Raw genomic sequence first — 23,512 nt, forward strand, 5'->3', positions numbered from 1 at the left:
GCATCGAGCATCGGCTCACCCGGGTGCGTCGGCCTCAAACCAACGGGATGGTGGAGCGCTTCAACGGCCGAATCGCAGAAGTGCTCAAAAGCCACCACTTCGTCAGTGGCGAGGATTTGCAGCGCACCCTGTTGCGCTACGCTTGGCTGTACAACCACCATCTGCCTCAGGCCGCACTCAACGCCCGCACACCCATGCAAGCCATGAAGGACTGGCATCGCACACATCCGCATATGTTTCACAAGCGACCATATGATCGTCCGGGATTCGACATCTACCGCATGAGCACGCTGTTTCGCGTCGAGGCGGTGGCACTGCCTGCCGATGCGCCCGGCACGGTGCAAGTGATCACGCTGTACGGCTCGCTCTTCTTCGGCGCCGTGGCCAAGGTGGAGGCCATCGCTCAGCACCTGCGCCCCAACACGCAGGTGCTGGTGCTGGACATGCAGCGCCTCATCTCCATGGACACCACGGGATTGGATGCACTGCAGCAGTTGCACCGCAGTCTGCAACGCCGCGGCGTGCGCCTGGTGCTATGCCATCTGAACGAGCAGCCACGCGGCCTGATGGAACGTTCAGGCTTTGCCGCCGAGCTGGGCGCCCACAACATCGTGCCAGACGTGCGCGCTGCGCTGGCCACCGCAGCGGCCTGAGGCTTCAGCCGCACAAGGCACGGATGTCGTCCGGAATGGGCACGGCCCGGATGGCGTGCGGATCGTCGCCGGTGCGCTGCGCAAACACACGCACCTCGGTGCATTCGCACAGCAACTCCTCACCGCGCAGGATGCGATGCTGCATCACGAAGCTCTTGGTCCGCCAGTGCGAAATCTGTGTTTCCACCACGATCTCATCCCCATAGCTGGCCGGCCGCACGAAACGCGCCTGAGTGTCCACCAGCGGGGTCCCAATGATGCCCGTGGTCTTTTCCAGCTCCTTCCAAGGAGGTACGCCACAGGCGATGAAAAAGCGCCGCGAGCCGGCGTCGAACCAACGGAAGAAGTTGGGAAACCAGACGATGCCCGCAGGGTCGCAGTCACCGAATTCGACATGGATGGGCAGATGGTGGATGCGGCTCATGATCAGAGCGACTTCAAGACACAGGACGACGTTTGTACCACCGGATCGGCTGGGCCTGCGCCGGACGCGGCGGTGCACCATGCCGTACCAAGGCTTGGTCCAGGTCCTTGCCGGACTCGTCCCGCAGGGCCGCCTCGCGGGCCGCCCGGATCGCCTCGACACATGGCTCGGGCCGATCGAACGATGCTACCAAGTGATCGAGCACATGCCGCAGGTTGTGCTTGCCACGTTCGTTGGTCGCCCCATAGCCTTTGATGAGCCGGCCACACTGTGCGATCTCGTGCCCCAAGGCCCACGACGCACGCGTGCCTCGTTCCACGCTGTCCAACCAACGCTCGATCAGGAGCTGCTCTTGCCGGTAGCGGCTGCCCCAGCGACGCAGCCGCTTCAAACTGGCCAGCACCCGCAGGGCCAACATACCGCTGAGGGTGTGGGCGCCGACCTTCAGCGGCAGGGCCAGGGGCTCCTTGCCCGCTTCCAAGCGGCGCTGCTCCCACCGCAACAACCGATCGGCCAGGCCCTGCGGCAGCAAGGCGGCCAGTTCGTTGACGCCGGGTTTGAAATGGTCATACACATAGACCAGCTCGTCTTCGGCGGCTTTCACCTCGCGGCGCACACGCTGCAGGCGGCTGGCGCGGCTTTTGAGATCGGCCACGCGCACGATGTCGTCGAAAGCCATCCACAGCGCCAGGTAACGCGCGGTTTCGCGGGTAATGGACCAGCCATGGGTGCCTTCGGGATCGACGCTGCGTTCGGCCTGCAGCACCCGGTCGAGGCGCTCGACGTACAAGGCCGCATAGGCCGCATCCTGGTACTCGAGCATGCGGGCATGGCCTGCGCCGACCATCTCGTGGGTGGCGGCAGGAAAACGCTGCGCCAGCGCCGCGGGCAGCACCGCTGGCGCGGCCGATCGCACTCCCGCCTCGGCCGCCTGCAGCAGCGCGGCCTGCTGCGCACGCTCGGTCGCCACCCGGTCGTAAGCCTGTGCAAAGCCCCGCAGGCTCGCCTCGACCCCTTTGCCTGAAGCGCGAATCACCGCTTCGTAGGCGTCTCGGGCAAACGGCAAAAGACCACTGGCGGCCACCGCCCCCAGCAGCACGGCACTGATCACCGTGCCGCACTGCTCGGCCAGCGCCGCCATGTCGAAGACCCGCGCTTCGCGGCTGTAGCGCTGCACCATGGCCAGCAGTTGCGCCGCTTTGACCCGTCCGTCGCCCAGCGGCATCTTCTCGGCCACGGTCAGCGTGCGGCTGCTGGAGCTGATCACCATCGTACGATCAGGGCTGACCATGCCCAAGCCGATTTGGCGCACCGTCTCCAGCAGCTCGGAAGACACCAGCAAGTCCAAGGCCCCAGGCACCGGGTTCAGGCTGAAGACCGGCTGGCGTCCGCCCAACTCGGCGTCGGGCCGCGGGTGGATCTCCAGGTAGTAGGTGGTGGCACCAGTGCGCTGCGCTACGCCGGGGATGGACGTGCTCTGCGCGCTGTGGCCGCAATGCAGTGCGGTCTCGAACAGCCACTGCGAGAGCACGGCACCGCCTTCCCCACCCAGGGCACAGATCAGCACGGTGATCGGACGATCGGCACGCGCGTCGGGCAACTGAGTCATCGATCCCTCAATCGAGCTTGATGCCGGCCTGTTTGATGAAAGCGCCCATTCGAGCCCGCTCGGCACGCTGCCGCTCGACGAACTCGCTGACGCTCATGGTCAGGATGTCTGCCCCGATGGCATGGATGGCCGCCACCGCCTGCGGCGTGCGCAGCACCTTGTTGATTTCCGCATTGAGTTTGTTGACGATGGCCGTCGGCGTGCCGGCCGGGGCATAGACGCCAAACACCGTGTCCGCATCGAAGCCCGGCAGGCCGGACTCGGCCAACGTCGGCACGTGCGGCACCTGCGGCGAACGCTGCGCACTGCCCACGGCCAAGAGCTTGAGCTTGCCGGCCTGGGCATGTTTGAGACCAGGTCCGGAATCGAACATGAAATGCACTTGTCCGGCCAGCAGATCGTTCAGCGCTGGCGCCGCCCCACGGTAGGGCACATGCGTGGCCTCGATCTTCGCATCCCGCTTGAGCATCTCGCCGGCCAGATGCAGCGAGCTGCCGTTGCCGGCCGAGCCATAGCTGAGCTTGCCCGGGTTGGCGCGGGCGTAGGCGATGAACTCCTGCACGGTGTTGACCGGCAGCGAGGGATGCACCATCAGGTACGGGCGCACGACGGCCGCCGAGGCGACCGGGGTGAGGTCCTTCTCGGGATCGAAGGACATCTTGCTGAACAGGAAGGGATTGGCCGTGACCGTGCCGCCCGAGCTCATCAGCAGCGTGTAGCCATCGGGCGCCGCCTTGGCCACCGCATCGGCGCCGATGTTGCCGTTGGCTCCAGGGCGGTTCTCCACCACGATGGTCTGCTTGAAGGCCTCGCCCAGGCCGTTGGCGATGGTGCGTCCGATCACGTCCGCTGCGCCGCCCGGCGGGAAGCTCACGATCAGCCGGATCGGCTGGGTCGGATAGTCCTGGGCCGGCACGGAGGCGGCCGCCGCCACACCCAGCAGCGCGGCGCACAGCGCGCGACGGATGAGTCCGGCAAGCGAGGTCGAGGTCTTCATGGTCAGTCTCCTTTGTGTTGTCGAACGAAAACCGGAAAGCTTCAGGCCGGCTGCAACCAGCGCAGGGTGGTGAGCCGCACGGCTGCCAGCAGCCGCTCGTGCCACTTCGGGTTGCGAACCACCTCGGCGCGATAGAACGACGGGCACAGCGTGGCCGCATGCGCGTTGGCCCCGCACAAGCCGCAGCCCACGCAGCCGTCGATCACGGTGGCCACCGGGTCCACCTTCAACGGGTCGGGGCTGTCCTTGAGCGTGAGCGTCGGGCAGCCCGACAGACGAATGCAGGCATGATCGCCCGAGCACACGTCTTCATCGACGCCGTACTTCACACGCACCACACGGTGGCCGGCTTTGAGCAATTGCGCGATCCAGGGCTTGATGCGGCGCTGACGCTCCAGCTGGCACTCCCCTTCGGCGATGATCACCTTCAGGCCGGCAAAGTCGGTGGTCAATGCCTCTTGCAAGGTCTTGCGCATCGCATCGACATGGTAGGTGTGCACCGTGCGCATCCATTGCACCCCCAAACCCCGCAAAGTCGATTCGATCGTGGTGTTGCGATCGACCAGGCTTTGCTGTTTGTCTTCGGCGCGAGCCTTGACCTCCTCGTCAGGGGTGGAAATGATGTCCTGCGTGCCAGTGGCCGAGGTATAGCCGTTCTTCATGATGAGCAGCACCGCATCGTCGCCATTGAACAGTGCACTTTGCACGCCGGTGAGCAAACCGTTGTGCCAGAACCCTCCATCGCCCATGATGGACAGCACGCGACGGCTCATCACGGGCGACACACCTGCCCGACTGGCCAGGCTCAGGCCGTATCCCAAGATGGAATGGCCCGAGGAAAACGGCTCGAAAGTGGCCAGCGCGTGGCAGCCGATGTCCGCGGCGATGTGCACCGGCCCCGCGGTCTGCTGCGCCAGCTTGAGCGCGGCAAACACCGGCCGCTCAGGGCAGCCCACACAAAAGCCCGGCGGCCTGGGCGGCAGCGGCGAGCCCAGTTGCTGCGCGACATCTTGCCGACGCTTGGCATTGCCCTCCAGCCAAGCTCTGGCATCGTCCACCGCATGATCGGGCAGGTAGCGGGACACGAAGGCCAACAGCCCCTCGGTCATCACCTCGACCGTGTACTCGCCAGCAGCCGGCAACAAGTCTTTCCCGTGCAACGGGGTGCGAACCTCACAGCGGCGCAGCAGGCTCGCGATGTCTTGCTCGATGTATTCGGGCTGACCTTCCTCGAGCACCAGCACGGCGCGCTTGCCGGCGCAAAAACGCGCGATTTCCTCAGGCACCAACGGATAGGTGACATTGAGCACCAGAATGGGCAGCTGACTGCTGCCAAACCCATCGGCCAGACCCAGCTGTTGCAGCGCGCGGATCAAGGCGTTGTACAGCCCACCTTGGACGATCAGACCCACCTCATGGCGCCGGCCGGCAAACCATTCATTGAGCCGGTGTTGAGCGATGTAGCGGCGCGCCGCCGGGATGCGCTCTTGCACCTTGAGCTTCTCATGGCGGAACGTCACTGGCGGATGCGCCAGTCGCATGTAGTCGAAAGCCGCCGGCTCGTCGATCAGATGCCGCATCGACACCGGCGGCGGGATATTGTCCTTGCACTCGAAGCGGCCGCGCACATGGCAGGCCCGGATGCGCAACTCCAACAACGCGGGCATGTTGGAGGCCTCCGACAAGGCGAACCCCTCTTCCACCAGACGCACCATCGCAGCCAGCTGCGGGCGCGGATCGAGCATCACCATCGTGGACTTCAGCGCGTAGGCATGCGTGCGCTCCTGGATCACACTGGCGCCTTCGCCATAGTCCTCGCCCACGACGATCAGTGCCCCTCCCTGGACCCCCGGTGAGGCCAGGTTCGACAGCGCATCGGCCGCCACATTGGTGCCGACGATGGATTTCCAAGTCACCGCACCACGCAGCGGGTAATGAATGGAGGCCCCCAGCATCGCGGCGGCCGAGGCTTCGTTCGAACAAGCCTCCACATGCACGCCCAACTCCTGCAGGTAGTCCTTGGCCTGGACCATCACGTCCAACAGGTGCGACACCGGCGCGCCCTGATAGCCACCGACATAAGCCACCCCCGACTGCAGCAACGCCTTGGTGATGGCCAGGATGCCCTCGCCATGAAACGTCTGGCCTGCGCCCAGGCGCAAAGCCTGGACTTCCTTGCTGAAGGACACTTCCATTGGTCTTGTCTCCGGCCGGCTGTGACGCCGGCTTCATCGTGGCAGACGGCTCTGAGCGAAGCCGTCTCGCAACGCAACTGTAGGAAGGCCGCAAGGATCGATCCAGCGCGTGGCGTGACTAAGTGATATTCGAAACATGCATGAGGCCCACACCCCCTCGGACCTCGCGCCAAGCGCGCGGCTTTGCTAGGCTGACGCGCTCGGCCACCTCATCGAACGCGCCATGAACGCTCCAAGAGCTGCCACTTCGTCCCAGACCGCGTCACTCTCCGATGGAGGGGCTTACCCGTGGTACGTGGTCTGCGTCCTGATGCTGGCGGCCGTGGTCTCCCTGATCGATCGGCTGCTCGTGGGCCTGTTGGTCGAGCCGATCCGGCGCGATCTGGGCATCAGCGATTTCCAGATCAGCCTGCTCCAGGGATTGGCTTTCTCCCTCTTTTTCTGCCTGGCCGGACTGCCGTTGGGGCGGCTCGTCGATCGGACCAACCGGCGCAATCTCGTGGCCGCGGGCATCACCTTTTGGAGCCTGATGACCGCAGCGGCCGGTCTGGCGCAGCACTATTGGCAACTCTTTCTCACCCGCGCGGGCGTGGGCGTGGGAGAGGCCACCCTGGGACCCGCGGCCTACTCGATCATCAGCGATTACTTCGAGCGACACCGCCTGCCGCTGGCGCTGTCGGTGTTCACGCTGGGCACGGCCTTGGGCTCGGGAGCGGCCTTCGCCATCGGTGGGCTGGTGGGTGGATGGGCCCAGCGTGGGGACGTCGTGCTGCCGCTGCTGGGCACGGTCAAGGGCTGGCAGCTCGCCTTCATGCTCGTGGGCCTGCCCGGCCTGCTGGTGGCGGCGCTGATGTTCACCGTGCGTGAACCGCCGCGGCGTCACACCGTGGCTGGCGGCCAAGTCCTGCCCGTGTCGGCCGTCGTGCGCTTCCTGCGGGAGCGGCGGCGGCTGGCGCTGGGCTATGTGGTAGGCATCAGCCTGGCATTTTGCGTGACCTATGCCCTGCTGGCATGGATGGCGACCTTCTACATCCGCGTGCACGGCCTGCCGGTAGAGCGCATCGGCCCGCTGTTGGGCGCATTGATCCTCAGCCTGAGTCCTCTGGGCATCGTCACGGGTGGCTGGTGGGCTGGCCTCCAGCTGCGCCGAGGTCAGCGTGATGCGACCTTGCGCACGGCCGCATGGAGCCTGGCAGCAGCCACGCCATTTTTGGTGGCCACGCCGCTGCTGCCCTCCGCAACGGCCTCACTGCTGGCCTTCGGCCCAGGCCTGTTCCTGTCGAGCATGTTCATCTCACTGGGCACCTCGACGATCCAACTCGTCACGCCCAATGAAATGCGCGGTCAGATTTCGGCGCTCGGTCTGATGCTCACCACCGTCCTGGGGTCGGTGCTCGGACCGAGTCTGGTGGCCGCCTGCACCGATTTCGTCTTTGCCGACGAGCGGCGCATCGGCCACGCGCTGGCGCTGACCTTCGCGCTGGCCTTGCCGGTCTGCGTGACAGCCTTGGTCCTGAGTCTGCGCCCGCTGCGGGAAGCCGCGCTGGTGGCCGAATCTTGGGATCACCCCACCAGCGCCAGCTGAGCTTCGATTTCCACCAGCAGCTCGACGCGACACACATCGGCGCGCAAGTAGGTCGCCGCTTGCACCGCTGGCGCCTGCGCCCCCAGATGGGCGATGATGACCCCACGCACCCGGTCCAAGTCTGCCGGCCGGCGCAAGTAGACCGTGCATTCCAGTCGCCGCCGCAGCGCCTCCAGCGTCCAGGACGCCTCCAGATGGGACCGGGTCGCCTCGAGCACCGCATCGATGTTGCGCAAGGTTTCGGCGGTCTGGGCCTCCAGGTCGCCCACATGCACCGATTCATGGCCGACGATGCTGGCCGTGCCCGAAATGAACAGCACACGCAGCCCACCCCCCAGATCGGCCAAGGCCGCACGCGAGAAGGTCGGGCTGCAAGGCCCGTAGCGCCGAGGATAGTGATAGGCACTGACCTGGCGCGGGTTTTCGATCGCCCGCGCCGGCTGCCGTCCGGCCAGGAAATGCACCGTCAACCATCCGGAACGCGTGCCCATCGCACATGCCGCCGGCGCCCCTTCGCCCAGACTGCGCCCGGCCTGCGCAAAGGCGCGAGCGCGGCCCAGATTGAAGCAGCGGTAGCGTTCCAAGCCGTCCTCCAGGCCGTGGATGTCGGGCAAGTAGTTCCATAGGCGCTGCAGTTGGGGGCACCCCTCGCGTTCGAGCACCGCAAACAGATCGGTGTAGACCCGCCAGGCTGCGGCTTCCATGCCGCCGACCACACGGTCGTCCAAACACGCCGTGCCGAAAACCCACATGCCGTTGCTGCGATAGCGCACGCAGCCCTGTTGGCCTTCATGCACCGGACCACGCACCTGCCAGCGCTCGGCCACCGGGTGGATCGGCCACAAAGGTTCCGGGCTGGCCAGCGGCGCGTGCGTCGCCCCGCCGTGGCAGATCCGTCCGAGCTCCGCGTCGTGCTCGCCATCCAACGGCCAAGCCAAGCCGGGCCGATCGTGTCGACAGCGCAAGCCATCGACGACTGGACCACACAGGGATGCTGAAGCTGATGCGAACGGTCGGAGGAGCGAATCACGCATGGCTCGGTGCGCCCAGCAATGGTGGCGCGCGGCGCGGATTCTAGGCCTCGGGGGAGATGATCGACTCAGAACTCTTTGCGTCGGATCACACTGGCACGCTGCGCATCGATGGGATAGAGAAACTGCACCTCCCCGCCACGCCACACGCTCAGCCACAGCATGTTGATCGAGTAGGCCTCGTGATCGCGCGTGGAGTAAGGTCGCTCATACGTCGTCACCACCCCACGATGCGGCTTGTCGAGGTTTTCCAGCGCGCGCTTGAGCGGTTCTCCGCCCTCGGGGCTGCGCGACTGGAACAGAGCCGAGACGAGCAGATAGACCGCGTCATAGGTCTGCGCGGCCACCATCAGCGAGCCCATGCGCTTTTCGCCACTGTGCGTGAAATAACTGGTGAGGAACGTCGCCCGGCGTTCGTTGGCCGCATCGAGATGCACCGTCTGGGTCATCACCGCGCCTTCCAGCGCGGCCGCACCGGCGCCTTCCAGTGCCTTGCGCGAGGCCAGCGTGGGCGGCGCGAAATACGGCACCGTCCAGCGCACCTCCGCCCGCGCCCGCAAAGCCGCCGCCTGATCAGCCCCGCGCGCCCAAACGATCACGGCCTCGCTGCCGGCCGCGCGGGCTTGGCGCATGTCCTCCAACAGTGACTTCACCCCCCGGTCGAAGCGACCGACGTACACCGGCTTGAGCTCGCGCTGGGCCAGTTCATTGTCCAGGTCCTTCAAGCCGCTGTCGCCATAGGCCGTGCGATCGGCCAGCAGCGCCACTTTGCGCAGTTTGCGCCGGTCCACGATCTCGCCCACCAACACGCGCGCCGTCAACTCGTCGGGCGGTGCCAGGCGAAAGACATAGCCGCCTGCGGCAGGTGGGCCGTCCATCACCGCAGACCCCTGATCGCAAGGCACCATCAGCACATGCCGCTGGGATTGAAAGATCTCCAAGGCCTGCACGGTCACTTCGGTGTCGCAAAAACCCAGCGTGAACGCGACCTTCTCCTGCTGCACCAGTTCCTGCGCCGCCTGCCGTCCTTGCCGAGGATCGGACCGGTCGTCACGCACCACCAGCTCCAGCGGCCGGCCCAGATAGCCGCCCACGGCATTGATTTCCTTGACCGCCAGCTCGGCCGCATGGCGCATGCTCAGGCCGAGGTCGGCGGAATCTCCGGTCAGTGGGGCAATCAGGCCGATGCGCACTGGCTTGACCATCTGGGCTTGCGCAGACACGGCCAGGCATGCACTCAGCCCCCAAGCCATCAGGACTCGTCCCAACATTGCGTCTCCTCGATCGCAGGCCAACTGGCAACCCCGCGTTCACCGGGGCTCAACGGTGAGATGCCTCACGCCGCCACGCTCGGCGTGCAAGATCACTCGCCCAGATAGGCCGCGCGCACCTTCGGGTCGCTCAGCAGCGCTTTGGCCTCGCCTTCCATCGTGATTTCGCCAGAGTCCATCACGTAGCCGCGGTCGGCCAATTGCAGCGCACGGCTGGCGTTTTGCTCGACCAGCAGCACGGTGACGCCTTGTTTGTGGATGTCTTCCACCACCTCGAAGATTTTGTCGACCATGATGGGCGACAGGCCCATCGAGGGTTCGTCCATCAGCAATACCTTCGGGCGCGCCATCAACGCTCGCCCCATCGCCAGCATTTGCTGCTCGCCCCCGGACATCGTGCCGGCAAGCTGATGGCGACGCTCCTTCAGACGCGGGAACAAGGTGAACACCTTCTCGATGTCGTCCTCGATCTCCTTGTCATTGCGGGTGAACGCTCCCATCTGGAGGTTTTCGGTGATCGTCATGCGTGTGAAGGTGCCTCGCCCCTCCGGGACCATCACCAAACCCTGCTTGACCAGATCCCAGGCGCCTTGACCCTTGATCGAACGCCCCAGGAATTCGATGTCGCCATCGGCCACCGGCTGGATACCCGTGATGGCCTTCAGCGTGGTGGTCTTGCCCGCTCCATTGGCGCCGATCAGACTGACGAGCTCGCCTTGGCGCACTTCCAGCGAAGCGCCCTTGACGGCCTGGATGCCCCCGTAGGCCACCCGCAGTCCGCTGACTTTCAGCATCGTTTGGCTCATGTGTACTTGCTCCGCGTGCGTGGGGTGGTTCAATGCGCCTTGTGCCCGGCGCCAAGGTAGGCTTCGATCACCTTCTCGTTGCGCTGCACCTCGTATGGCGTCCCCTCGGCGATGGGCTTGCCATAGTCGAGCACGGTCACGCGATCGCACAGCCCCATGACGAGCTTGACGTCATGCTCGATCAGCAGAATCGTGCGCCCGTCATTGCGGATGCGGTCGATCAGCTCGCGCAGCACCACCTTCTCGGTGGCGTTCATGCCAGCGGCGGGCTCGTCCAGCGCGATCAGCTTGGGGTCGGTGGCCAAGGCTCGCGCGATCTCCAGGCGACGCTGGTCGCCATAACTCAAAGTGCGTGCGCGGAAATCGGCATATTTCTCGATGCCCACGTAGGCCAGCAACTCCATGGCGCGCTCGCGGATGGCCTTCTCCTCGGCCTTGAAGCCAGCGGTGCGAAACACCGCGCCGAACACGCCGGTGCTGGTGCGCACATGGCGGCCGACCATCACGTTTTCCAGGGCCGTCATTTCGGCAAACAGCCGGATGTTCTGGAAGGTGCGCGCGATGCCGGCCTTGGCCACCTCGTGGACGGCCGTGGGCTTGTAGGGCTTGCCCTCGAGTTCGAAGCTGCCCGAATCCGGTGTGTACAGCCCGGTCAGCACGTTGAAGAACGTGGTCTTGCCCGCGCCATTGGGGCCGATGAGGCCGTAGACCTGGCCGCGGCGGATCTCGATGCCCACGTCGGACAGGGCTTGCAGCCCGCCGAAGCGCTTGGACACCCCTTGAACCTTGAGGACGATGTCGGTACTCATGTCGGTCTCCCTGCTCACTTGCCGGCCGGGGTCGGGGCGGCTTTGCCATGCTCACGTGCCGGCCACAGGCCACGCGGCCGCAAGAGCATGATCGCGATCATCGCCAGCGCGATCAGCAACTGGCGCAAGATGGCAGCATCCAGTCGTCCACCAGTCATGCTTTGCAAAGGCCCGGCCACGTAACGCAGCACTTCGGGCAAGGCTGCCAGCAACAGTGCACCCATGATCACACCGGGTAAGTGGCCCAGCCCGCCCAACACCACCATCGCCACCAGCATGATGGACTCCATCAGCCCGAAGGACTCAGGCGAAATGAAGCCCTGGAACGAGGCAAACATCGCACCAGCCACGCCCCCGAAAGTGGCGCCCATCGCAAAAGCCAGAAGCTTCATGTTGCGCACGTTGATGCCCATGGCCTTGGCCGCCACGTCATCCTCACGGATGGCCATCCAGGCCCGGCCGATGCGCGAGGTCTCCAAGCGGTGACAAATGATGATGCTGGCCACCACGAGCAGCAGGAACAAGTAGTAATACAGCACCACCGGCGGCAGACGGTAGTCCCCAATCACCAGTGTCTTGCCGAAGTCGAAGCCAAAAATGCGCATCGAGTCGATGCCGCTGATGCCGCGCGGGCCATTGGTGATGTTGACCGGATGCTCCAAGTTGTTCATGAACACCCGGATGATTTCGCCAAAGCCCAGCGTCACGATGGCCAGGTAGTCCCCGCGCAAACGCAACACCGGGGTGCCCAGCAGCACACCGGCGATGGCCGCCAGACCTGCGGCCAGCGGCACCACCACCCAGATCGGCGTGTGCAAGCCATTGGGAAAGGCCGCCGCGATGGCCGGGAAGGTGTCCCACAGGTGCGGCGAAGCCAGCAAGGCCATCATGTAGGCGCCCACGGCATAGAAGGCCACGTAGCCCAAGTCGAGCAGTCCGGCGTAGCCCACCACGATGTTCAGGCCCAAGGCCAGCAGCACGTACAGCAGGGCCAAATCAATGATGCGCACCCAGCCCTGGCCGAAGTAAAGCGCCAAGTGCGGCAGGATCAGCAAGCCGAGCGCGGCGGCGACCATCACGATGAGTTTGTTGCGTTGGGTCATGATCTGTCTCCGGCAGCCTCAGGCACGGTCGGCCACGCGCTCGCCCAGCAGGCCCGAGGGTCGCAGCGTGAGCACCAAGATGAGCACGATGAAGGCAAAGATGTCCGAGTAATGGCTCCCCAGCACGCCACCGGTCAACACTCCCAGATAGCCGGCACCGATGGCCTCGATCAGGCCCAGCAGCACGCCACCGACCATCGCGCCGGTGAGGTTGCCAATGCCACCGAACACCGCGGCGGTGAAGGCCTTCAACCCCGGCAGAAAACCCATGGTGTGCTGCACGGTGCCATAGTTGGCCGCCCACATCACGCCGGCCACCGCCGCCAGCACGGCGCCAATGACGAAGGTGGCCGAGATCACCATGTCGGGCTTGACGCCCATCAGGCTGGCCACCCGGGGATTTTCCGCCGTGGCCCGCATCGCGCGGCCCAGCTTGGTGCGATTGACCAACCACAGCAGTGCAGCCAGCAGCACGACGGTAGAGGCCAAGATCGCGATTTGCGTGACCGTGATGACCGCCCCACCAATGGGGATGGCCTCGGTCGGCAGCAACTGGGGATAGGGTTTGGGATTGGGCTTCCAGATGATCATCGCCAGCGTCTGCAACAAGATGGACATGCCAATGGCGGTGATCAGCGGGGCCAGGCGAGGCTGGCCGCGCAGCGGCCGATAAGCCACCTTCTCGATCGTGAAGTTCAGCGTGGCGCACACGACGATGGCGCACAGCAGCGAGACGAGCATCATGGCCCATCCCGGCATGCCGGGGGCCGCCTCCTGCAGATGCGTGACGATCATCCAACTCGTCATCGCCCCCACCATCAGCACCTCGCCATGGGCGAAATTGATCAGGCTGATGATGCCGTAGACCATCGTGTAGCCCAGTGCCACCAAGGCATACATGCTGCCCAGCACCAGGCCGTTGATGACCTGTTGTATGAAGATGTCCATCAGTCGGTCTCCGACGAAAACCAAAACGACGCCGCTGACGGCGCGGCTTGCGCATGCGAGTGCAAGTTCTGGACCCGAACCAGGCTTGCCCCGCCACACCCTCAAGCTGCGACGAATCTAGGCGCTAAAGCGAAGCCGACCACGAGGGGACAACCCGCCCCCCGAGCGGTCGGCTCGAAAAGTGGCGCGGATTGTAGCGACCTTGCCTATGGTGAAATCTTCGGGGTTTTCCCTTCAAATGCAGTGATTCCAACGAAGATTCTGAAAAATCATCGTCTTTTGATCGACTGTTCGTCCTTGGCACGCAGTTCTTCGAGTTTTTCACCGATGCGAATCTCCAGCCCCCGGTTCACGGGGTGATAGAAGCGCTGGGGCTCGATCGCATCGGGAAAGTAGCGCTGCCCGGCGGCATAGGCATCTTCCTCGTCATGGGCATAGCGGTAGTCGCGGCCATGGCCGAGATCCTTCATCAGCCGCGTGGGCGCGTTGCGCAGGTGCAAGGGCACTGGACGGGTGCCGTCGGCCTGGACGAAGGCGCGCGCGGCTTTGTAGGCGGTGTAGACGGCATTGGACTTGGGGGCCACGGCCAGATAGACCACCGCCTGCGCCAGGGTCAGCTCGCCTTCGGGCGAACCCAGGCGCTCATAGGTTTCGGCCGCATCCAGCGCCAGACGCAGGGCACGTGGGTCGGCCAGACCGATGTCTTCGCTGGCCATGCGAATGAGCCGCCGGGCGATATAGCGCGGATCGACCCCGCCGTCGAGCATGCGAGCAAACCAATACAGCGCCGCATCGGGATCCGACCCGCGCACCGATTTGTGCAGCGCCGAGATCGTGTCGTAGAACTGCTCACCGCCTTTGTCGTAGCGACGCAACTGCTCGCCCAAGGCACGCTCCAACAGCGCCTCGTCCAGCTCGGCGGGCCCCTGCGGCTGCGCCACCCGCACGAGGTTCTCGTAAGTGTTGAGCAGGCGGCGCGCGTCGCCATCGGCATAGGCGATCAGGCGCGCGCAAGCAGACGCACTCAATGGCGGTGCCTGCAGCAGCGCGCGCGCGCGGTCCAGCAATGCACGCAAGTGCGGCTCGCCCAGCGGCTGCAACACGTGCACCGTGGCGCGCGACAACAGCGCCGAATTCACCTCGAAGGACGGGTTTTCGGTGGTCGCGCCGATGAAGGTGAACAGCCCCGACTCGACATGCGGCAAAAAGGCATCTTGCTGCGCTTTGTTGAAACGATGCACCTCATCGACGAAGACGATGGTGCGCCGTCCCTGGCTCTTGGCCACTTGGGCCTGCTCGACCGCCTCGCGGATGTCCTTGACCCCGCCAAGCACGGCCGAAATCTGCAGGAACTGCGCGTCGAAGGCCTCGGCCATCAAACGTGCCAAGGTGGTCTTGCCCACCCCGGGCGGTCCCCACAGAATCATCGAATGCGGCCGCTTGGACTCGAAGGCCACGCGCAGCGGCTGCCCCGGACCGAGCAAGTGGGCCTGACCGATCACCTCGTCGAGCGAACGCGGTCGTAAACGCTCGGCCAAGGGCGTGTCGTCGGCAGGCTCGGGGGAAGAAAACAAATCGGCCATGCCGGCATTGTGGCAGGCCCTTGCCGCGGGGCAGCGCAGGGGGCGCCTAGAATCATGGGGTTATCCTGGAGACCTCCCGTGGCAGCGATCATCCTGCAAAAACTTCCCGTCGGCCAACGCGTCGGCATCGCCTTCTCCGGTGGCCTGGACACCAGTGCCGCCGTGCACTGGATGCGCAGCAAGGGTGCCATCCCCTGCGCCTACACCGCCAACCTGGGGCAGCCCGACGAGTCCGACTACGAGGACATCCCGCGCCGCGCCAAAGCCTATGGCGCGGAAATCGCCCGCTTGGTGGATTGCCGCGCCCAACTCGTGGCCGAAGGCATCGCGGCCATCCAATGCGGCGCCTTCCACATCCGCACGGGCGGGGCCATCTACTTCAACACCACCCCACTGGGCCGCGCAGTCACCGGCACGGCGCTGGTGGTGGCCATGCGCGAGGACGGCGTCAACATCTGGGGCGACGGCTCCACCTTCAAAGGCAACGACATCGAGCGCTTCTACCGCTATGGCCTGCTGGCCAATCCGGCACTGAAGATCTACAAGCCCTGGTTGGACCAGGCCTTTATCGACGAGCTGGGCGGCCGCAAAGAGATGAGTGAGTATCTCGCGGCCCATGGCTTCGACTACAAGATGAGCGTCGAGAAGGCCTACTCGACCGACTCCAACATGTTGGGCGCCACCCACGAGGCCAAGGATCTGGAATTTCTCGACAAAGGCATCACCATCGTCAACCCGATCATGGGGGTGCCGTTCTGGCGCGAAGACGTGGTGATCCAACCCGAGGTCGTGCGCGTGCGCTTCGAAGAAGGCGTGCCGGTGGAAATCAACGGGCGCAGCTTCGCCAATGCCGTCGAGCTCTTCGCCGAGGCCAACGCCATCGGTGGCCGCCATGGCCTGGGCATGAGCGATCAGATCGAGAACCGCATCATCGAGGCCAAGAGCCGGGGCATCTATGAAGCCCCGGGCATGGCGCTGCTGCACATTGCCTACGAGCGCTTGGTGACAGGCATCCACAACGAAGACACCATCGAGCAATACCGCATCAACGGTCTGCGCCTCGGTCGGCTGCTGTATCAAGGCCGCTGGTTCGACCCGCAATGCCTGATGCTGCGCGAGACGGCCCAACGTTGGGTGGCACGCGCCATCACCGGCGAGGTGACGCTGGAGCTGCGCCGCGGCAACGACTACTCGATCCTGGACACCACCAGCCCCAATCTCACCTATGCGCCGCAGCGCCTGTCGATGGAAAAGGTGGAAGACGCCGCCTTCACTCCCGCCGACCGCATCGGCCAGCTCACGATGCGCAATCTGGACATTGCCGACACGCGCGACAAGCTGGCCATTTACAGCCGCACCGGGCTGTTGGGCGCAGCCAGTGGCGGCAGCATTCCGCTGTTGGCCGGCAAGGGCCCTGCCGACGAAACCTCGTGATGCGTGGGAGCCGGTGGCCGCTCGGTGAGCGGCCACCTCCCTGCTCGAATCCTGCCTTCGTTCAGGATTCGCCCCGTTTTACTGACCACCCACCGAGGCGACATCCGCCACCGGCGTCAACCAAGAGTGTTCCAGTTTGGCTGCGGCTCGACCATCCCTCGTGAGAGGGGGGCGACGCTTGCCGCAGCCGCCCCTCGTGATCCCCCCTCTCGTGATCGATAGGCACCCTTCATGACCACCCCGCAGATTTCCAACGTCACCGTCCACACCCAGGCCAATGTCTATTTCGACGGCCGCTGTATCTCCCACACCCTCACCCTGGCCGATGGCACGCGCAAAAGCGTGGGCGTCATCCTGCCGTCCACACTGAGCTTCAATACCGGAGCGCCCGAGGTGATGGAGGCCGTCGCCGGTGCCTGTGAGGTGCTGCTGCCGGGGCAGTCGCACTGGCAGCGCATCGAAGCCGGGCAGTCATTCGCCGTGCCGGGGCAGTCCAGCTTTCAGATCCGGGTCGAAGGCACGCCCTTCCACTACATCTGCCACTTCGGCTGACTCGCAGCTCACACCACGACCGGCTCGGGCTCCAGCCGGATGCCGAAGCGGCCATAGACGCTTTCCTGGATGGCCCGAGCCAAGGTGACGACCTCGGCCCCGCGTGCGCCGCCGAGGTTGACCAGCACCAGCGCCTGCTTCTCGTAGACGCCGGCACGCCCCACCGTCTTGCCCTTCCAGCCGCACGCATCGATGAGCCAGCCGGCGGCCAGCTTGAACGTGCCATCGGGCATCGGATAGTGCACGATGGCCGGGTCGCGGCCGATGATGTCGCGGCATTGTTCCGGAGTGACCACCGGGTTCTTGAAAAAACTGCCGGCATTGCCCATCACGGCCGGATCCGGCAGCTTGGCGCGCCGGATCGCGCAGACCCAATCGAACACCTGGCGGGCATCCGGGGCCGTGATGCCGGTCTCGGCCACGCGCCGTTGCAGATCCAGATACCCCAACACCGGCTGCCACGGCCGCGGCAGACGCAGACGCACCCGGGTGATCAGGCTCTTGCCCGCCAAGGCCTGCTTGAAAATGCTGTCGCGGTAGCCGAAGCGGCACATGGCCGCATCCAAGGTCACGCTGCGCCCGGTCACCAAGTCCACCGCATCGAGGGACTCGAAACGATCCTTCAGTTCCAAGCCATAGGCCCCGATGTTCTGCACCGGCGCTGCGCCCACGGTGCCGGGAATCAACGCAAGGTTTTCCAAACCGGGCAGCCCCTGCGCCAGCGTCCAGGCCACCAGCTCGTGCCAGGACTCGCCCGCGCCGGCCTCGACGATCCAGGCGTCGGGCCGCTGCTCGACGATGCGCCGACCGCGCACCTCGACTTTGAGCACCACGGCCGTCAGATCCCGGGTGAGTACGATATTGCTGCCGCCGCCCAGCACGAATTTCGGCGCGGGGCCCAGGACGGGATCGGCCAGCACGGCTCGCACGTCGGCATCGCTGGTGATCCTCACCAAGCGCTGCGCCTGCGCCGGCAGGCCAAAGGTGTTGTAGGGCTTCAGGCTCACGCCCGTCTCGATTTGCATGGCAGAATTTTCCCCGATTGCCAGCTGCTTGCCAGACGCTTAGCCACCATGCCCAGCTTCGACACCGTCCTGGAGCCGAATTTCGTCGAGCTCCGCAATGCCGTGGACCAGTCCAACAAGGAAATCGGCAACCGCTTCGACTTCAAGGGGTCTAGCGCCAAGATCGAGCTGAAGGACAAAGACCTCACGCTGTATGCCGACAGCGACTTCCAGATCGGTCAGGTGATGGACATCCTCCTGGCCAAGCTGGCCAAGCGTGGCGTGGACGTGCGCTTCGTCGACAGCAGTGCCAAGATCGAGAAGATCGGCGGCGACAAGGTCAAGCAGCCCTTGAAAATCAAGGCTGGCATCGACACCGAGCTGGCCAAGAAGATCCAGCAGATCATCAAGGGCAGCAAGCTCAAAGTGCAGGCCGCCATTCAGGGCGACACCGTGCGGGTCAGTGGCGCCAAGCGCGACGACTTGCAAGCCGTCATCGCTCTGCTGCGCAAAGAAGTCACCGAAGCGCCGCTGAGCTTCACCAATTTCCGCGACTGACCCCCATGCGAGCGGCCAGCGCTTGGCTCCTCGGACTGGCCACCGCCTTGGGCCAGCCCGTCTGGGGCCAGACCGTGGCCATGACAGGCCACATGGGCGCAAAGGCCCTGCTGGTCATCGACGGCGGACCGCCACGTGCGGTGGCTGCTGGCAGCACCGTGCAAGGCGTCAAAGTGCTGAGCGTCTCGCCCACCGAAACGGTGGTGGATGTCGCCGGCCAACGCCGCACCGTGGTGCTGGGCGCCGCACCGGTCAGCCTAGGAAGTGCCAGTGCGGCCGAGGGCCGTGGGTCGCGCATCGTCCTCAGCGCAAGCTCAGGCGGACATTTCCGCGCCCAAGGCAGCATCAACGGGCGGGTCGCACAGTTCTTGGTGGACACCGGCGCCACCACCGTCGCGCTGGACCGCGCCCAAGCCCAACGGCTGGGTGTGGACCTCGGCCAAGCCGCCCCCACGCAAGTCCAAACCGCCAACGGCGTGACCGTCGCGCATCGGGTCACCCTCGGGTCCTTGCGCGTGGGCGACGTGGAGCTGCGAGAGGTCGAGGCCCTGGTCGTGCCCCACGAGTTGCCCTATGTCTTGCTCGGCAACAGCTTTTTGTCGCGTTTCCAGATGAAGCGCGAGAACGACCAACTCGTGCTCGAACGCCGTTACTGAGCGGGCTGGCCGCACGATGTGCGCGCACCGATGTCGCCCCTGGGACAGCCCGTATCGAACGAACGTGCGTACACTGTCTGTTGCGACCGGCGCGGCTGCCGGCGTGGCCATCAGGAGACAGCCATGGATTTGAACTTCACCGCCGAAGAGCTTGCCTTTCGCGACGAGGTGAGATCTTGGGTGCGGGCCCACCTGCCTCAGGACATCGCCCACAAAGTCCACAATGATCTGCGGCTGACCAAGGACGATTTGCAACGCTGGGCGAAGATCCTTGGCAAAAAGGGGTGGCACGGCTATGGCTGGCCCAAAGAGTTCGGCGGCCCCGGCTGGAACGCCGTGCAAAAACACCTCTTCGAGGAAGAATGCGCCTTGGCCGGCGCCCCGCGCATCGTGCCTTTCGGACCGGTGATGGTCGCCCCGGTGATCATGGCTTTCGGCTCGGCGGAGCAACAGCGGCGCTTTCTGCCCGGCATCATGAGCGGAGAGGTCTGGTGGTGCCAAGGCTATTCGGAGCCGGGCTCGGGCTCTGACCTGGCCTCGCTGAAAACCCGCGCCGAACGCCGCGGCGACAAGTACATCGTCAATGGCCAAAAAACCTGGACCACGCTGGGCCAGCATGCCGATTGGATCTTCTGCCTGGTACGCACCTCCACCGAAGGCAAACCGCAAACTGGCATCAGCTTTTTGCTGATCGACATGAAGTCGCCCGGAATCACCGTACGCCCCATCATCACGCTCGACGGTGAGCACGAGGTCAACGAAGTCTTCTTCGACAATGTCGAAGTGCCGGTAGAAAACTTGGTCGGCGAGGAGAACAAGGGCTGGACCTACGCCAAATACCTGCTGGCACATGAGCGCACCAACATCGCCGACGTCAACCGCGCCAAGCGCGAGCTGGAGCGCCTCAAGCGCATTGCCCGCGCCGAGCGCAGCGGTGGCCGCCCCCTCATCGACGACCCGCGCTTCCGCGACCAGATCGCCCAGCTCGAAGTCGACATCGTCGCTCTCGAGATGATGGTGTTGCGCGTGCTGTCCGCCGAACGCGGTGGCAAGAAGGCGCTGGACGTGGCCGCCTTGCTGAAGATCCGCGGCTCGGAGATCCAGCAGCGCTACACCGAGCTGATGATGCTGGCTGCAGGCCCCTACGCATTGCCCTTCATCTTCGAAGCGATGGAAGCCGGCTGGCAGGGCGACTACATCGGCGCCATGCACTGCGCACCGCTGGCCTCGACCTACTTCAACATGCGCAAAACCACGATCTACGGCGGCTCCAACGAAGTGCAGCGCAACATCGTGGCGCAAATGACCCTGGGGGTGTGAGATGGACTTCGATTTTTCGGACGACCAGGAACAACTGCGCGATGCGGTCAAGAAGTGGGTCGCCAAGGCCTATGACTTCGAGCGCCGACGCCGCATCGTCAAGGCCGGCGGTTTCTCCCGTGAAGCCTGGGGCGAGATGGCCGAGCTCGGCCTCATGGGCTTGGCCGTGCCCGAAGCCCACGGTGGCATGGGCTTCGGGCCGGTCGAGGCCATGGTGGTGCTGGAAGAACTGGGCCGTGGCATCGTGCTCGAGCCCTACGCCGCCGTCGCGCTGGTGGCCACCAAAGGTTTGAGCGCTTATGGCTCGGCCGAGGTGCAAACGCAATGGCTGCCGCGCATCGCGCAAGGCTCGGCCCTGGTGGTGCTGGCGCACCAAGAGCGCGAGGCCCGCCATGTGCTGCGCCATGTGACGACCCGTGCCTGCGAAGCAAACGGCCGTTGGACCCTCGACGGGGCCAAGAGCGTGGTGCCCGTCGGCGACCTGGCCGACGCCTATCTCGTGCCGGCGCGTGTGTCCGGAGCCGACGATGCCGCCGAGGGCATCGCGCTGTTCCTGGTGGAGCGCGGCGCTGCCGGCGTGCAAACGCGCGGCTATCCCATCCAAGACGGCAGCCGCGCTGCCGAAGTGCGTTTCACCCACAGCCCAGCCACGCTGCTGGCCGGCCCAGACCAAGGCCTGCTCGCCCTGGAATCGATGGCCGACGTGGCCATCGCCGCCCAGTGCGCCCAGGCCGTGGGCGCAATGGATCAGCTCTTTGCCATCACGGTGGACTATCTCAACACCCGCAAGCAGTTTGGTGTGCCCATCGGCACCTTCCAAGCCCTGCGTCACCGTGTGGCCGACATGAAGATGCAGCTCGAACTGGCCCGCTCGATGAGCTACTACGCCACGCTCAAGCTGGGCGAGCCGCACGAGCAGCGTCGCCGCGCGATCTCGCAGGCCAAGGTACAACTCGGCCAGTCGATGCGCTTCGTGGGCCAGCAGGCCATCCAACTGCACGGTGGCATCGGGGTGACCGACGAATACATCGCGGGCCACTATTTCAAGTTCCTCACCACCCTGGAGCTGAGTTTCGGCGACACCTTGCACCACCTGGGCGAAGTGTCCGATCGCATGCAAGACACCGCCGGCGTCTTTGCCTGAACGGGTGTAGGCTCCACTGCGCGGCTAGCCAGCTGCCCGTAGGCGGCTGGCTCATTGTTTTCAAACCCATCATGCAGCTGCGCGACGTGCTCTTCAGCCAGGGTTTCGGCACCCGACGACACTGCGAGGCCCTGATTCGGACCGGACAGGTCAGTATCGCAGGCCGGCGCTGTCTCGATCCGCAGGAGCCGGTGGCCACCGACGGCCTGGTGTTCTGCGTCGAGGGCCAAGAATGGCCTTTTCACGCCCACGCCCTGCTGATGCTGCACAAGCCCGCGGGCTATGAATGCTCGCAAAAGCCCTCGGCCTGGCCCAGCGTCATGACCTTGCTGCCCGGTCCCTTGCGCAACCGGGGTGTGCAGCCGGTGGGTCGGCTCGACCAAGACACCACGGGCTTGCTCCTGCTCACCGATGACGGCGCCCTCATCCACCGCCTCACATCGCCCAAACACCACGTGCCCAAGATCTACGAGGTCGTCACCGACGAGCCCGTGACCCCCGAACAGCTGAACCGACTGCGATCCGGCGTGGTGCTGCGCGACGATCCCCGGCCCGTGCGTGCCACCGCCTGTGAAGCCACCGGGACATGCTCACTGCGCTTGACCCTCACTCAGGGCAAATACCATCAAGTCAAGCGCATGATGGCGGCCGTGGGCCACCGCCTCCAACGGCTGCACCGCAGCGGTTTCGGCGCCCTGCGCCTGCCGGACGACCTGCCCGAGGGCCAGTGGCGCTGGCTTGACAGCCCTGCGGACATCTTCGGTTCGGCCGTCGGATAATCGGCTCCCATGCGTGTCTTCCGCGGCTTTCACCATCAGGGACTGGCGCCGGCCTGCGCCCTGACCATTGGCAACTTCGACGGTGTGCACCGGGGCCACCAAGCCATGCTCGCCCTGCTGCGCAACGAAGCGCAGCACCGTGGCCTGCCCAGCTGCGTACTGACCTTCGAGCCGCACCCGCGCGACCATTTCGCCCGGGTCTTGGGCAAGCCCGAACTGGCTCCCGCGCGCATCGCCCCGCTGCGCGACAAGCTCACCGAGCTGCAACGCTGCGGCATCGACCAAGTGGTGGTGCTGCCCTTCGATCAGCGACTGGCCAGCCTCGCACCCGAAGCCTTCGTGGACGAGGTGCTGGTGCAGGGCCTGGGCGCGAAGTATGTGCTCGTGGGCGACGATTTCCGCTTCGGCGCCAAGCGCGCCGGCGACTATGACCTGCTGGACCGGCTGGGCGAGCAACGCGGCTTCGACGTGGCTCGCATGTTGAGCTATGAGGTGCATGGCCTGCGCGTATCCAGCTCGGCCGTGCGCGAAGCCCTGGCTGCCGGCGACATGGAACGGGTCGCCAGCCTGCTGGGTCGTCCATACAGCCTCAGCGGCCATGTGATCCATGGCCGTAAGCTCGGCCGCGACTTGGGCTTTCGCACTCTCAACCTGCGCTTTCCCCATCCCAAGGCGGCAGCCCAGGGCATCTTCGCGGTGCGCACCTACGGCTTGACCGACCAAGCGCTCGACGGCGTAGCCAGCCTGGGCCTGCGCCCGACGGTGGAGCACGGCGGCCGCTTGCTGCTGGAGGTGTACTGCCTGGACTGGCCGGCCGTGCTGGGGCCCGAGGGGGGCTACGGTAAAATCGTGCGGGTGGAACTGCTGCACAAACTGCGCGACGAAGCCCGCTACGACACGCTGGAGGCGCTGAAGGCCGCCATCGATCAGGACGTGGCCCACGCCCGCGCCTACTTCGCCTCGCTGCACAGCCGCACGCGCCGCCAAACCACGCGCGACCGAATTTGACGCCCGCTGAGCGCGGCGACATCGGGCCTGCGCCTGCCCTGCC

At 65.3% G+C, this 23,512-nt stretch carries 22 protein-coding genes; 10 read left to right on the forward strand and 12 right to left on the reverse strand.

The features are described 5' to 3' along the window. Positions 1–653: STAS domain-containing protein (locus tag F615_RS18775; RefSeq protein ID WP_033371616.1), on the forward strand; the 653-nt coding region annotated here is incomplete at its 5' end. A gap of 4 nt (positions 654–657) precedes the next feature. On the opposite strand, the gene F615_RS0114775 is transcribed toward F615_RS18775, so the two are convergent. From F615_RS0114775 to F615_RS0114790, 4 genes are read right to left on the reverse strand one after another with little or no spacing between them, the layout of a single operon-like run. Then, a complete protein-coding gene (locus F615_RS0114775) occupies positions 658–1,077 on the reverse strand; it encodes an acyl-CoA thioesterase (protein WP_019561951.1) in 420 nt (139 codons plus the stop codon). Positions 1,078–1,090: 13 nt separating this feature from the next. Further along, on the reverse strand, positions 1,091–2,686 hold the full coding sequence (locus F615_RS0114780; RefSeq protein ID WP_019561952.1) for an indolepyruvate oxidoreductase subunit beta family protein: 1,596 nt from the start codon (positions 2,684–2,686) through the stop codon (positions 1,091–1,093). 7 nt (positions 2,687–2,693) lie between these two features. Beyond that, positions 2,694–3,683 (reverse strand): Bug family tripartite tricarboxylate transporter substrate binding protein, encoded by a 990-nt coding sequence (locus F615_RS0114785; protein WP_019561953.1) that lies wholly within the window; start codon positions 3,681–3,683, stop codon positions 2,694–2,696. Positions 3,684–3,724: 41 nt separating this feature from the next. After that, complete coding sequence (locus F615_RS0114790) at positions 3,725–5,878, reverse strand: thiamine pyrophosphate-dependent enzyme (RefSeq protein WP_019561954.1); 2,154 nt, start codon at positions 5,876–5,878, stop codon at positions 3,725–3,727. 223 nt (positions 5,879–6,101) lie between these two features. On the opposite strand from F615_RS0114790, the gene F615_RS18780 reads away from it, so the two are divergent. Next, entirely contained in the window at positions 6,102–7,463 is a 1,362-nt protein-coding gene (locus tag F615_RS18780) for a spinster family MFS transporter (RefSeq protein ID WP_083932490.1), read from the forward strand. On the opposite strand, the gene F615_RS0114800 is transcribed toward F615_RS18780, so the two are convergent. The 7 genes from F615_RS0114800 to F615_RS0114830 form a co-directional block, all read right to left on the reverse strand. Further along, positions 7,442–8,401, reverse strand: coding sequence for a chorismate transformation FkbO/Hyg5 family protein (locus tag F615_RS0114800; protein WP_051090256.1), 960 nt, complete (start codon positions 8,399–8,401; stop codon positions 7,442–7,444). The genes F615_RS18780 and F615_RS0114800 overlap by 22 nt on opposite strands. A gap of 161 nt (positions 8,402–8,562) precedes the next feature. Next, positions 8,563–9,765: an ABC transporter substrate-binding protein gene (locus tag F615_RS0114805; RefSeq protein WP_019561957.1), complete on the reverse strand. Its 1,203-nt coding sequence runs from the start codon at positions 9,763–9,765 to the stop codon at positions 8,563–8,565. Positions 9,766–9,857: 92 nt separating this feature from the next. Then, positions 9,858–10,571: an ABC transporter ATP-binding protein gene (locus F615_RS0114810; RefSeq protein WP_026330358.1), complete on the reverse strand. Its 714-nt coding sequence runs from the start codon at positions 10,569–10,571 to the stop codon at positions 9,858–9,860. A 29-nt stretch (positions 10,572–10,600) separates the two neighbouring features. Further along, the gene (locus F615_RS0114815; RefSeq protein ID WP_019561959.1) at positions 10,601–11,380 is read right to left on the reverse strand and encodes an ABC transporter ATP-binding protein; all 780 of its coding nucleotides are present in this window, start codon (positions 11,378–11,380) and stop codon (positions 10,601–10,603) included. A gap of 14 nt (positions 11,381–11,394) precedes the next feature. Continuing rightward, the gene (locus tag F615_RS0114820) at positions 11,395–12,483 is read right to left on the reverse strand and encodes a branched-chain amino acid ABC transporter permease (RefSeq protein WP_019561960.1); all 1,089 of its coding nucleotides are present in this window, start codon (positions 12,481–12,483) and stop codon (positions 11,395–11,397) included. An 18-nt stretch (positions 12,484–12,501) separates the two neighbouring features. Then, the gene (locus tag F615_RS0114825) at positions 12,502–13,431 is read right to left on the reverse strand and encodes a branched-chain amino acid ABC transporter permease (RefSeq protein WP_019561961.1); all 930 of its coding nucleotides are present in this window, start codon (positions 13,429–13,431) and stop codon (positions 12,502–12,504) included. A 269-nt stretch (positions 13,432–13,700) separates the two neighbouring features. Continuing rightward, the gene (locus F615_RS0114830) at positions 13,701–15,014 is read right to left on the reverse strand and encodes a replication-associated recombination protein A (RefSeq protein WP_019561962.1); all 1,314 of its coding nucleotides are present in this window, start codon (positions 15,012–15,014) and stop codon (positions 13,701–13,703) included. Between the two features lie 54 nt (positions 15,015–15,068). Between F615_RS0114830 and argG the strand changes: the two genes are divergently transcribed. Both argG and ppnP read left to right on the forward strand, forming a co-directional pair. After that, positions 15,069–16,448, forward strand: coding sequence for an argininosuccinate synthase (gene argG, locus F615_RS0114835; RefSeq protein WP_198150840.1), 1,380 nt, complete (start codon positions 15,069–15,071; stop codon positions 16,446–16,448). Positions 16,449–16,679: 231 nt separating this feature from the next. Beyond that, entirely contained in the window at positions 16,680–17,000 is a 321-nt protein-coding gene (gene ppnP, locus F615_RS0114840; protein ID WP_019561964.1) for a pyrimidine/purine nucleoside phosphorylase, read from the forward strand. Between the two features lie 8 nt (positions 17,001–17,008). Here ppnP and murB read toward each other — a convergent pair whose 3' ends face one another. Beyond that, positions 17,009–18,025, reverse strand: coding sequence for a UDP-N-acetylmuramate dehydrogenase (gene murB / locus F615_RS0114845; RefSeq protein ID WP_019561965.1), 1,017 nt, complete (start codon positions 18,023–18,025; stop codon positions 17,009–17,011). Between the two features lie 48 nt (positions 18,026–18,073). Here murB and F615_RS0114850 point away from each other — a divergent pair, with 48 nt between their 5' ends. The 6 genes from F615_RS0114850 (at position 18,074) to F615_RS0114875 (ending at position 23,469) form a co-directional block, all read left to right on the forward strand. Further along, positions 18,074–18,562, forward strand: coding sequence for a YajQ family cyclic di-GMP-binding protein (locus F615_RS0114850; RefSeq protein ID WP_019561966.1), 489 nt, complete (start codon positions 18,074–18,076; stop codon positions 18,560–18,562). 5 nt (positions 18,563–18,567) lie between these two features. After that, positions 18,568–19,218: a retropepsin-like aspartic protease family protein gene (locus F615_RS0114855; RefSeq protein WP_019561967.1), complete on the forward strand. Its 651-nt coding sequence runs from the start codon at positions 18,568–18,570 to the stop codon at positions 19,216–19,218. A 123-nt stretch (positions 19,219–19,341) separates the two neighbouring features. Beyond that, the gene (locus tag F615_RS0114860; protein WP_019561968.1) at positions 19,342–20,538 is read left to right on the forward strand and encodes an acyl-CoA dehydrogenase family protein; all 1,197 of its coding nucleotides are present in this window, start codon (positions 19,342–19,344) and stop codon (positions 20,536–20,538) included. Between the two features lies 1 nt (position 20,539). Further along, a complete protein-coding gene (locus F615_RS0114865; RefSeq protein WP_019561969.1) occupies positions 20,540–21,682 on the forward strand; it encodes an acyl-CoA dehydrogenase family protein in 1,143 nt (380 codons plus the stop codon). Positions 21,683–21,753: 71 nt separating this feature from the next. Next, the gene (locus F615_RS0114870; RefSeq protein WP_019561970.1) at positions 21,754–22,461 is read left to right on the forward strand and encodes a pseudouridine synthase; all 708 of its coding nucleotides are present in this window, start codon (positions 21,754–21,756) and stop codon (positions 22,459–22,461) included. Positions 22,462–22,470: 9 nt separating this feature from the next. Next, on the forward strand, positions 22,471–23,469 hold the full coding sequence (locus F615_RS0114875; protein WP_019561971.1) for a bifunctional riboflavin kinase/FAD synthetase: 999 nt from the start codon (positions 22,471–22,473) through the stop codon (positions 23,467–23,469). The last annotated feature ends 43 nt before the right edge of the window (positions 23,470–23,512 follow it).

Origin of the sequence: Caldimonas manganoxidans ATCC BAA-369, assembly GCF_000381125.1 — a bacterium.
In the GTDB taxonomy this organism is placed as follows: domain Bacteria; phylum Pseudomonadota; class Gammaproteobacteria; order Burkholderiales; family Burkholderiaceae_C; genus Caldimonas; species Caldimonas manganoxidans.

What these genes read in the sequence shown, in the direction of transcription:
- F615_RS0114775 (WP_019561951.1), bottom strand. Translation starts at nt 1,077, where the DNA reads ATGAGCCGCATCCACCATCTGCCCATCCATGTCGAATTCGGTGACTGC.
- F615_RS0114780 (WP_019561952.1), bottom strand. Translation starts at nt 2,686, where the DNA reads ATGACTCAGTTGCCCGACGCGCGTGCCGATCGTCCGATCACCGTGCTG.
- F615_RS0114785 (WP_019561953.1), bottom strand. Translation starts at nt 3,683, where the DNA reads ATGAAGACCTCGACCTCGCTTGCCGGACTCATCCGTCGCGCGCTGTGC.
- F615_RS0114790 (WP_019561954.1), bottom strand. Translation starts at nt 5,878, where the DNA reads ATGGAAGTGTCCTTCAGCAAGGAAGTCCAGGCTTTGCGCCTGGGCGCA.
- F615_RS18780 (WP_083932490.1), top strand. Translation starts at nt 6,102, where the DNA reads ATGAACGCTCCAAGAGCTGCCACTTCGTCCCAGACCGCGTCACTCTCC.
- F615_RS0114805 (WP_019561957.1), bottom strand. Translation starts at nt 9,765, where the DNA reads ATGTTGGGACGAGTCCTGATGGCTTGGGGGCTGAGTGCATGCCTGGCC.
- F615_RS0114810 (WP_026330358.1), bottom strand. Translation starts at nt 10,571, where the DNA reads ATGAGCCAAACGATGCTGAAAGTCAGCGGACTGCGGGTGGCCTACGGG.
- F615_RS0114815 (WP_019561959.1), bottom strand. Translation starts at nt 11,380, where the DNA reads ATGAGTACCGACATCGTCCTCAAGGTTCAAGGGGTGTCCAAGCGCTTC.
- F615_RS0114820 (WP_019561960.1), bottom strand. Translation starts at nt 12,483, where the DNA reads ATGACCCAACGCAACAAACTCATCGTGATGGTCGCCGCCGCGCTCGGC.
- F615_RS0114825 (WP_019561961.1), bottom strand. Translation starts at nt 13,431, where the DNA reads ATGGACATCTTCATACAACAGGTCATCAACGGCCTGGTGCTGGGCAGC.
- F615_RS0114830 (WP_019561962.1), bottom strand. Translation starts at nt 15,014, where the DNA reads ATGGCCGATTTGTTTTCTTCCCCCGAGCCTGCCGACGACACGCCCTTG.
- argG (WP_198150840.1), top strand. Translation starts at nt 15,069, where the DNA reads ATGGGGTTATCCTGGAGACCTCCCGTGGCAGCGATCATCCTGCAAAAA.
- ppnP (WP_019561964.1), top strand. Translation starts at nt 16,680, where the DNA reads ATGACCACCCCGCAGATTTCCAACGTCACCGTCCACACCCAGGCCAAT.
- murB (WP_019561965.1), bottom strand. Translation starts at nt 18,025, where the DNA reads ATGCAAATCGAGACGGGCGTGAGCCTGAAGCCCTACAACACCTTTGGC.
- F615_RS0114850 (WP_019561966.1), top strand. Translation starts at nt 18,074, where the DNA reads ATGCCCAGCTTCGACACCGTCCTGGAGCCGAATTTCGTCGAGCTCCGC.
- F615_RS0114855 (WP_019561967.1), top strand. Translation starts at nt 18,568, where the DNA reads ATGCGAGCGGCCAGCGCTTGGCTCCTCGGACTGGCCACCGCCTTGGGC.
- F615_RS0114860 (WP_019561968.1), top strand. Translation starts at nt 19,342, where the DNA reads ATGGATTTGAACTTCACCGCCGAAGAGCTTGCCTTTCGCGACGAGGTG.
- F615_RS0114865 (WP_019561969.1), top strand. Translation starts at nt 20,540, where the DNA reads ATGGACTTCGATTTTTCGGACGACCAGGAACAACTGCGCGATGCGGTC.
- F615_RS0114870 (WP_019561970.1), top strand. Translation starts at nt 21,754, where the DNA reads ATGCAGCTGCGCGACGTGCTCTTCAGCCAGGGTTTCGGCACCCGACGA.
- F615_RS0114875 (WP_019561971.1), top strand. Translation starts at nt 22,471, where the DNA reads ATGCGTGTCTTCCGCGGCTTTCACCATCAGGGACTGGCGCCGGCCTGC.